This window comes from Micromonospora sp. NPDC049201 (assembly GCF_055586805.1).
In genome coordinates, this window is sequence record NZ_JBVJHM010000005.1 from 113,815 (window position 1) to 124,768 (window position 10,954).

At 76.7% G+C, this 10,954-nt stretch carries 1 protein-coding gene (cut by a window edge); it reads left to right on the top strand.

Annotated elements, in window-relative coordinates; translation table 11 throughout:
• Window positions 1-10,926 carry the 3' end of a type I polyketide synthase gene (locus tag ACZ6O5_RS12855; RefSeq protein ID WP_465976816.1) on the top strand. The gene continues 18,633 nt to the left of window position 1, outside the view, so only the last 10,926 of its 29,559 coding nucleotides appear in the window; its start codon lies off the left edge, out of view; the stop codon is at window positions 10,924-10,926.
• Window positions 10,927-10,954: the final 28 nt, after the last annotated feature.

Genomic DNA, 10,954 nt, shown 5'->3' on the forward strand with positions numbered 1-10,954 from the left:
GCGACCGGGTGGGCGGTGCTCGGCGCGTCCGTCGACGGGTTGTTGTCGTATCCGGATGTGTCGGCGGTGGTCGACGCGGGGGAGGGGTTGCCGTACACGCTGGTGTTGCCGGTGGCGGGGCCGTCCGACGTGGAGGTGCCTGACGCGGTGCGGGTGGTGGCGTCGGATGTGTTGGCGGTGGTGCAGGGGTGGTTGGCGGCGGAGTCGTTGGCCGAGTCGCGGTTGGTGGTGGTGACCCGGGGTGCGGTGGTGGCGGCGGGCGACGATCGGGTGACCGATCTGGCGGGTGCGGCGGTGTGGGGGTTGGTGCGGTCGGCGCAGTCGGAGCATCCGGAGCGGATCGTGTTGGCCGATCTGGATCGGGACGTCGACGGTGGGGTGCTGTCGGTGTTGGCCGGTGTGCTGGGTGACCTGCCGGCGACGGGCGGGCAGGTGGCGGTACGCGGCGACGTCGTGCTGACGCCGCGCCTGGTCCGCGCCGCGCCCGCCGGGCATACGCCGGCGGTCGACGGTCTGGCCGCCACCGACGAAGCGTCGGTGCCGGACCACGTCGGGCACGAGATCGGCACCGGCACGGTGCTGGTCACCGGCGGCACCGGGGCGTTGGGCGCGTTGGTGGCGGAGCGCCTGGTCACCGGGCACGGGGTGCGGTCGCTGGTGCTGGTGTCGCGGCAGGGGCCGGCCGCGTCGGGTGCGGACGCGCTTGTCGAGCGGTTGACCGGGCTGGGTGCGTCGGTGTCGGTGGTGGCGTGTGACGTGACCGATCGGGATCAGGTCGCGCGTCTGGTGGCGGGTGTGGCGGGTCGGCTCGCCGGGGTGGTGCACACCGCCGGGGTGTTGGACGACGGGGTGGTGTCGTCGATCAGCGCGGAGCGGTTGGCGAACGTGCTCGCGCCGAAGGCCACGGCGGCGTGGTGGCTGCACGAGGCCACCCGGCATCTCGACCTGGACCTGTTCGTGTTGTTCTCGTCCGTCGCCGGGGTGCTCGGCTCACCCGGCCAGGCCGCCTACGCGGCGGGCAACGCGTTCCTGGACGGGCTGGCGGTGTGGCGTCGGCACGAGGGTCTGCCGGCGGTGTCGTTGGCGTGGGGGATGTGGGACACCGCCGGGATGGCGGCGTCGTTGTCGGAGGGGGAACGGCAGCGGTCGGCGCGGGCCGGGTTGACGCCGATGAGCGTGGAGACCGGTCTGGACCTGTTCGACGCCGCGCTCGCCACCGGTCGACCGCAACTCGTGCCCACCGTGATCGACGTGCCGGCGCTGCGCGCGGCGACCGCCGGCGCACCCGTACCCGCGATGCTGGCCATGCTCGTCGGCCGCCCCGCCGGCCGGCGCCTCGCCGGGAGCGGTGGCTGGGCCGACCGGCTCGCCCGACTCACCGACGACGAGGCCCGCGCCGAGGTCGACCTGCTGGTCCGGGGCCTGGTCGCGCAGGTGCTCGGCCACGCCGGGGCCGGCGCGGTGCCGGCCGACCGGGCGTTCCAGGAACTCGGGTTCGACTCGCTGACCGCGGTGGACCTGCGCAACCGGGTCAACGCGGCCACCGGGCTGCGGCTGCCGTCCACGCTGGTGTTCGACTACCCGACGCCGGCCGCGCTCGCCGGACAGGTGTGGTCCGAGCTGGCCGGAAGCCGGCCGGACCCGGCAACCGCGCGGGCCGCCGCCCCGACCGGTCTGGACGAGCCGGTGGCGATCGTGGGCATGGCGTGCCGCTATCCCGGTGGGGTGGAGAACCCGGAGCAGCTCTGGGAGTTGCTGGCCGCCGGTGGCGACGGCATCTCCGAGTTCCCCGCCGACCGGGGCTGGGACCTCGGGTCACTGTTCGACAGCGACCCGGACCGCAGCGGCACGTCGTACGCGACGCAGGGCGGCTTCCTCTACGACGCCGCCGACTTCGACCCCGGCTTCTTCGGCATCTCGCCGCGTGAGGCGCTGGCCATGGACCCGCAGCAGCGGCTGCTGCTGGAGACCTCGTGGGAGGCGTTCGAGTCGGCCGGGGTGGACCCGGCCGGGTTGCGCGGCTCCCGGACCGGCGTGTTCGCCGGGGTCATGTACCACGACTACGCCACGCGGCTGGTGGAACTGCCGGCCGAGGTCGAGGGCTACGTGGGCGTCGGCACGTCGGGCAGCGTGCTGTCCGGTCGGGTGGCGTACTCGTTCGGGCTGGAGGGCCCGGCGGTCACCGTGGACACGGCCTGCTCGTCGTCGCTGGTGGCGTTGCACCTGGCGGTGCAGGCGCTGCGGTCCGGGGAGTGCGACCTGGCCCTGGCCGGTGGTGTGACGGTGATGGCCACGCCGGGCACGTTCATCGAGTTCTCCCGCCAGCGTGGTCTGTCCCCGGACGGCCGCTGCAAGTCGTTCGCGGCGTCCGCCGACGGCACCGGCTGGGGCGAAGGTTCCGGTGTGCTGCTGGTGCAGCGGCTCTCCGACGCGCGCCGTGAGGGTCGGCGGATTCTGGCGGTGGTGCGGGGTACGGCGGTGAACCAGGACGGCGCGTCGAACGGGTTGACCGCGCCGAACGGGCCGTCGCAGCAGCGGGTGATCCGGCAGGCTCTGGCGAACGCGCGGTTGACCACGTCGGACGTGGACGCGGTGGAGGCGCACGGCACGGGTACCACGTTGGGTGATCCGATCGAGGCGCAGGCGCTGCTGGCCACGTACGGGCAGGACCGGGAGACGCCGTTGCTGCTCGGGTCGGTGAAGTCGAACATCGGGCACACGCAGGCGGCGGCGGGGGTCGCCGGGATCATCAAGATGGTCTTCGCGATGCGGCACGGCATCGTCCCGCCGACGTTGCATGTGGACGAGCCGTCGCCGCACGTTGACTGGACGGCCGGGGCGATCACCCTGGCCACCGTTCCGACGCCGTGGCCCGACCGGGACCGGCCCCGCCGCGCGGCGGTGTCGTCGTTCGGGATCTCCGGCACCAACGCGCATGTCATCCTGGAACAGCCGGCGGACGTCGTCGAGCCGGCGGTCGTCGGGGAGTCGACAGGTGGGCCGGTGCCGGTGTTGCTGTCGGCGCGTACCGACGCGGCGCTCGCCGCGCAGGCCGGTCGCTGGGCGGCCTGGTTGGCCGGCGACGAGACGGCCCGACCCGTCGACGTGGCCTGGTCGTCGGTGGTCACCCGATCGGCGCTGGAGCAGCGGGCCGTGGTCACCGCCGCCGACCGGGACGGCCTGCTCGGCGGGCTGCGGGCGTTGGCGGCCGGCGAGCCGTCCGGTGCGGTGGTCGTCGGTGGTCGGGAGCGGCGGGACCGGGTCGCGGTGCTGTTCTCCGGCCAGGGCGCCCAGCGTGCCGGCATGGGGCGGGAGCTGTCCGAGGCGTTCGGTGTGTTCGCCGCCGCGTTGGACGAGGTGTGCGCGCAGCTCGATCCGCTGCTGCCGCAGCCGCTGAAGCCGGTGCTGTTCGGTGATGCCGAGCTGTTGGATCAGACGCAGTTCACGCAGGCCGGGCTGTTCGCGGTCGAGGTGGCGTTGTTCCGCCTGGTCGAGTCGTTCGGCGTGATCCCGGACTTCGTGGGTGGGCACTCGATCGGTGAGGTGACCGCCGCGTACGTGGCGGGCGTGTTGTCGCTGGCCGACGCATGCGCGCTGGTGGCGGCGCGGGGCCGGCTGATGCAGGCGTTGCCGGCCGGCGGCGGGATGCTGGCGGTCGCCGCCCCCGAGGTCGAGGTGGCCGCGTCGATCGCGGACCACACGGAGGTCGGGATCGCGGCGGTCAACGGACCGACGGCGGTCGTGGTGTCCGGACCGCTCGACGTGCTCGACGCGCTCACGCGTCACTGGCAGGAGCGCGGCGTACGCACCCGGCGGCTGACCGTCAGCCACGCGTTCCACAGCCCGCTGATGGAACCCATGCTGGCCGAGTTCCGATCAGTGCTGGCGGGGCTGACGTTCGCCGCGCCGCTGCTGCCGATCGTGTCCAACGTGACAGGCGCGCTGGCGGCGGGCGACGACCTGCGCACGCCCGACTACTGGGTGCGGCACGTGCGGGAGGCGGTGCGGTTCGCCGACGGCGTGACCGCGCTGCGCGACGCCGGAACGGACACGTTCCTGGAGATCGGCCCGCGCAGTGTGCTCACCGCGCTGATCCCCGACCAGACCGACGGCGTACGGGCGGTCGCCGCCCAGCGCCACGACCGCGACGAGCGGGACGCGCTGCTGGCCGCGCTTGCCGAACTGCACGTGCACGGGGTGTCCGTCGACTGGACGCCCTGGTTCGCCGGCACCGGCGCGACCCGCGTCGACCTGCCCACGTACGCGTTCCAACGGCAACGGTTCTGGCCCGACACGCCCGCCCGGACCGACGGGCCGGACGCCGAGTTCTGGGCCGCCGTCGAGCACGGCGACCCGGCCGCGCTCGCCGCGCACCTCGGCGACGACACCGCCGCCGACGCGCTCAGCGCCGCGCTGCCGGTCCTGGCCGACTGGCGGCGGGCGCGGACCCGGGGCGCCGGCTCGGCGTACCGGATCGGGTGGGAGCCGGTGCGTCCCGCCGCCGCGTCCGGACTGACCGGCCGGTGGCTGGTCACCACCGTCGGCGGCGGGGCCGACGCGGGCGTCGCGAAGACGCTCGCCGCGGCCGGCGCCCAGGTGGACACGCTCACCGTTCCCGCCGGCATCGACCGGTCCGAGTTGGGGGAGCGGCTGCGGCGGCTCGGCGACCAGGGCTGGACCGGCGTGCTCTGCGTCCTGCCCCGCCAGGACCGGCCCACCCCCGACGAGCCGGCCGTCCCGGCCGGCACCGCCGCGCTGCTCACGCTCGTCCAGGCGCTCACCGACACCGGCCTGCCCGGCCGGGTGTGGGCGCTCAGCCGGGCCGCGCTGCCGGTGACCCCCGGTGACCGGGGCGGCGACGTCCGCGCCGCAGCCGCCTGGGGCCTCGGCCGGGTCGTGGCGCTGGAACGGCCCGACCGGTGGGGCGGCCTGATCGACCTGCCCGGCCGTGCCGACCGCACCACCCGCGCCGCGCTCGTCGCGGTGCTCGCCGACGGCGGCCACGACCAGGTGGCCGTACGCCGCACCGGCGTTCTCGCCCGACGCCTCCTCCCGGCGGCGCCACCGGCCGGCGGCGGCTGGCAGCCGCGCGGCACCGTGCTGGTCACCGGCGGCACCGGCGCGCTCGGCCGGCACGTCGCCCGATGGCTGCTGGCCAACGGCGCCGACGAGGTGGTGCTGGCCTCCCGGCGCGGCCCGGACGCCCCGGGCGCCGCCGACCTGGCCGCCACGCTCGGCGCGGTACGGGTGGTCGCCTGCGACGTCAGCGACCCGGTCGCCGTCACCGACCTGGTCGACGACCTGCCGGCGTTGACCGCGGTCGTGCACACCGCCGGCGTGGCCGGCGACCCCGCCGCCGTGACCGACCTGACCACCGACGCCCTGGCCGGCACCCTGGCCGGCAAGGCGCTCGGCGCGATCCACCTGGACGCCGCCTGCCAGGGCCGCGACCTGGACGCGTTCGTGGTGTTCTCCTCCGTCGCCGGCGTGTGGGGCGGCGGCGGGCAGGCCGGCTACGCCGCCGGCAACGCTCTGCTCGACGCGCTGGTCGCGGCCCGCCGCGCCGCCGGCCGGCCGGCCACCGCGCTCGCCTACGGGCCGTGGGCCGCCGACGGCATGGCCGCCGGGGAGACGGCGGACGGGCTGCGCCGGCGCGGCCTCGACCCGCTGCCGCCCGCCGCCGCCGTCGCCGCGCTGGGCCGCTGGGTCAACGCCGCCGAGCCGGCCCCGGTGATCGCCGGCGTGGACTGGTCCCGGTTCGTCGCCGCGTACACCGCGGCGCGGCCCAGCCACCTGTTCGACCGGGTCGCCCCGGCCGTCGCCGTCGACCGGACGCAGCCGGAAACCGCCGACGGCGGCCTCCGCGCCCGGCTGGCCACACTGCCGGCCGCCGGGCAGGAGACGCTCCTGCTCGACCTGGTACGCGCCGAGGCCGCCGCGGTGCTCGGGCACACCTCCACCGACCAGGTGCCCGCCGGCCGGGCGTTCCGCGAACTCGGCTTCGACTCACTGGCCGCCGTGCAACTGCGCGACCGGCTGGGCCGGGCCACCGGCGCCACGCTGCCCTCGACAGTGGTCTTCGACCACCCGTCGGCGGCCGAGCTGGCGCGCTTCCTGCGTACCGAGATGGTGGCCGGCGCGGACGCCCCGGCCGAGGCCGCCCGGGTGATCCGGCCGGCCGCCGACGAACCGATCGCCATCGTCTCGATGGCCTGCCGCTTCCCCGGCGGGGTGTCCTCCCCGCAGGAGCTGTGGCGGCTGCTCGCCGACGGCGGGGACGCGGTCACGCCGATGCCCACCGACCGGGGCTGGGACCTCGACGGGCTGTTCGACAGCGACCCGGAACGCGTCGGCACCAGCTACACCCGCAGCGGCGGCTTCCTGGCCGACGTGACCGGCTTCGACGCCGCGTTCTTCGGCATCAACCCGCGCGAGGCGCTCGCCATGGACCCGCAGCAGCGGCTGCTGCTGCACACCACCTGGGAGGCGTTCGAGCACGCCGGCCTGGACCCGCAGCGGGTACGCGGCTCCGCCACCGGAGTGTTCATGGGCACCAACGGGCAGGACTACGCCACGTTGCTGCTCGGCGCCCGGTCCGAGGTGGAGGGCTACCAGGCCACCGGCAACGGCGCGTCCGTGGTCTCCGGCCGGCTGGCGTACGCGTTCGGCCTGCACGGACCCGCCGTCACCGTCGACACGGCCTGCTCGTCGTCGCTGGTGGCGCTGCACCTGGCCGCGCAGGCGCTGCGCTCCGGCGAGTGCGACCTGGCGCTGGCCGGCGGCGTCACCGTGATGTCCACGCCCGGCGCGTTCCTGGAGTTCTCCCGGCAGCGTGGGCTCGCCGAGGACGGCCGGGTGAAGGCGTTCGCCGCCGCCGCGGACGGCACCGGCTGGGGCGAGGGCGTCGGCGTGCTGCTGCTGCAACGCCTCTCCGACGCCGAACGCGACGGCCGGCGGATTCTCGCCGTGGTCCGCGGCAGCGCGGTCAACCAGGACGGCGCGTCCAACGGACTGACCGCCCCGAACGGGCCGGCCCAGCAGCGCGTCATCCGGGCCGCCCTGGCAAACGCCGGCCTGACCCCGGCCGACATCGACGCGATCGAGGCGCACGGCACCGGGACCACGCTCGGCGACCCGATCGAGGCGCAGGCGCTCGCCGCCGCGTACGGGCCGGACCGGCCGGCCGACCGGCCGCTCTGGCTCGGCTCGGTCAAGTCGAACCTGGGCCACACCCAGGCCGCCGCCGGCGCGGCCAGCCTGATCAAGATGGTGCTGGCGCTGCGCCACGCGACGCTCCCGGCCACGCTGCACGTCGACGCGCCCACCCCGCACGTGGACTGGGCGTCCGGCCCGCTGGCGCTGCTCACCGAGGCCCGCCCGTGGACGCCCGGTGACGCGCCACGCCGGGCCGGCGTCTCGTCGTTCGGCATCAGCGGCACCAACGCCCACGTGATCCTGGAGGAGGCGCCGACCACCGGCGCCGCCGCCGACCGCCCCGCCACCGTGGCGGCGGGCCACGCCACCGGCGACACCGGGCCGGGGCGGGCCGACGCGACGCTGCCGTGGCCGGTCAGCGCCGCGACCGCGGCCGGCCTGCGGGACCAGGCCGACCGGCTGGCCCGGCGGCTCGCCGACCCGACCGACCCGCTGGTCGCGGCCCACCCGGGCACGACCGCGTGGGCGCTGGTGGAGGGCCGGGCGCACCTGGCCCACCGGGCCGTCGTGGTCGCCGCCGACCCGGCGACCCGGCTGGCCGCGCTGACCGCGCTCGCCGCCGGCGACACCCACCCGGCGCTCGTCCCGGCCGCGCCCGCACGGACCGGCCGGACCGCGATCCTCTTCTCCGGGCAGGGCGCGCAACGCGCCGGCACGGGCCGGGCGCTGTACGCGGCGTTCCCGGAGTTCGCCGCCGCGCTGGACGAGGTGTGCGCGCACCTCGACCCGCTGCTGCCGCAGCCGCTCAAGCCGGTGCTGTTCGACGACGGTGACCTGCTGGACCAGACCCGGTTCACCCAGGCCGGCCTGTTCGCGGTCGAGGTGGCGCTGTTCCGCCTCGTCGAGTCGTTCGGGATCGCGCCGGACGCCGTCGGCGGCCACTCGGTCGGGGAGATCGTCGCCGCCCACGTGGCGGGTGTGCTGTCCCTGACCGACGCGTGCACGCTCGTCGCGGCGCGCGGCCGGCTCATGCAGGCGCTGCCGGCCGGCGGCGGGATGCTGGCGGTGGCCGCCCCCGAGGCCGAGGTAGCCGCGTCGGTCGCCGGGCACCCGCAGGTCGGGATCGCGGCGGTCAACGGCCCGTCGTCGGTGGTGGTGTCCGGCCCGACCGACGCGCTGGACGAGATCGAGCGCGCCTGGCGGGACCGGGGTGTCCGCACCCACCGGCTCACCGTCAGCCACGCGTTCCACAGCCCGCTGATGGCGCCGATGCTGGCCGAGTTCCGGACCGTGCTCGACGGGTTGAGCTTCGCCGCGCCGCTGCTGCCGGTGGTGTCCAACCTGACCGGCGCGCTCGCCGCGGGCGACGACCTGCGCACGCCTGACTACTGGGTACGGCACGTACGCGAGGCGGTCCGGTACGCCGACGGGATCGCCGCGCTGCGGGACACCGGCGTGGACACGTTCCTGGAACTCGGGCCCGCCGCGGTGCTGACCCCGATGAACGCCGACCTGCTGCCCGACGACACCACCGCGGTCGCCGCGCTGCGTGCCGGCGTACCGGAGGTCACCAGCCTGCTCACCGCGGTCGCCACCGGCTACGCGGCCGGACGGGACCCGCACTGGCCGGCGTTGCTGACGCCGCTGGCCGGCCCCCGCCCCGCCGCCCGGGACCTGCCCGAGCTGCCCACGTACGCGTTCCAGCCGCAGCGGTACTGGCCCACGTTGACCACCCCGGTCGGCGGCGCGGCGGCGGACGACGGCGAGTTCTGGCGGGCGGTCGGCGACGGCGACCTCGACCGGCTCGGCATCGACACCGGGCAGCCGCTGCGCGACGTGCTGCCACAGCTCGACGCGTGGCGACGCCGGCGACGCCAGGACGGCGTGCTGGCCGGCTGGCGCTACCGGGTCACCTGGCACCGGCGCCCGTTGACCGGCGGCGAGCCGGGCCGCTGGCTGCTCGTCGCGCCGCCCCGCGAGACCGCCGACACGGTCGCCGACGCGCTGCGGGCCGGCGGCGCCGACGTACGGCTGCTCACCGTGGACCCGGCCACCGCGGACCGGGCCGGCCTCGCCGACGCCCTGGCCCGGGCCGAGGCCGACCACCGGCCCACCGCGCTGCTGTCGCTGCTCGCGCTCGACGAGGCCCCGCACCCCGGGCAGGACGCCCTGCCGGCCGGGCTCGCGGCCAACCTGCTGCTGCTCCAGGCGCACGTCGCCCGCGACGGCGGCGCACCGCTGTGGCTCGCCACCGCCGGGGCCGCCGCCACCGACGACGAACCCGCCACCCGGCCGTGGCAGGCCACCACCTGGGGCCTCGGCCTGGCCGCCGCGCTGGAACACCCCCGGCACGTCGGCGGGCTCGTCGACCTGCCCGGCACGGTGACCGCCGACGCCGCCGCCGGGCTGCTGGCCGCGCTGACCAACCGGGAGGGGGAGGACCAGGTCGCGGTGCGCGGGGCCGGTCCGCTCGTCCGCCGGCTGGTCCGGGCCACCGGCCCGGTCGGGGGTACGGGCGGCGGCTGGACGCCGCAGGGCAGCGTCCTGCTCACCGGCGGCGCCGGACCGGTCGCCCGGCACACCACCGCCTGGCTCGACCGGGCCGGCGCGTCGGTGGTGCCGCTGGACGAGACGGCCGGCGGCAAGCTGGCCGACCGGATGGCGCAGCTCGCCGCCGAGGGGCGGCCGGTGACCGGGCTGGTGCACGTGCCGGCCGACACCGGCACCGCGCCACTTGTCGACCTCACCCTGGCCGACCTCGCCGCCGACCTGACCGCCACCGTCGGTGACCTGCCCCGGTACGCCGACGAGATGGAACAGCGCGCGCTCGGCGCGCTGGTGGTCTGCTCGTCCACCTCCGGCGTGTGGGGCTCCGGCGGGCGCTACGGGCAGGCGGCCGGCGACGCGCTGCTGCACGTCCTCGCCGCCGGTTGGCAGCACGCCGGGCTGCCGGTGACGTCGGTGGCGTTCGGGCCCTGGGCGGACGGCCTCACCGACACCGACCTGGCGCACCTGGGCCGCAGCGGCCTGCCCGGCATGGACCCGGAGCTGGCCGTCGCCGCGCTCCGTCAGGCGGTCGTCGACGGCGACCGGCTCGTCGTCGCCGACGTGCGGTGGGACCGGTTCGTGCCGGCCGTCGCGGCGGTCCGGGACCGGCCGCTCTTCGCCGACCTGCCCGAGGCCGCCGAGGCGCTGCACGGCCTGCACGCCGAGCAGCCCGCGGACGAGGCCGCCGCGACGGCGCTGCGGGACCGGCTCCGCCCGCTCGGCGACGCGGAGCGCGACGCGATCCTGGTCGACCTGGTCGCCGGCCAGGCCGCGGCGGTGCTCGGTCTCCCGGACGCCGCCGACCTCGGCCCCGGCCGGGCGTTCCGCGAGGTCGGATTCGACTCGATGACCGCGGTCGAGCTGCGGAACCGGCTGCGCGCCGCGACCGGGGCCACGCTGCCGGGCAGTGTGGTCTTCGACTACCCGACCCCGCTGGCGCTCGCCCGGCACCTGCGGACGCTGCTGGCACCCGACGGCGCCGCCGCCACCACCGGCCTGCTCGCCGAACTGGAGAAGGTGGACGACCTGTTCACCGCCGGCACGCCGGACCCGCTGACCCGGCAGAAGCTGCTGGTGCAGATGCAGGCGTTCATCGCCCGCTGGGGCGACGAGCGCGCGGGAACGCCGGAGGCACCGGTGACCGACACGCTCGACGCGGCCAGCGACGCCGAACTGTTCGATTTCATCCACCGCGAGCTGGGCGGGCCGGGCGGCGAATTCTGAGCGAATTCGCGCGCCATTGTGGGCGACC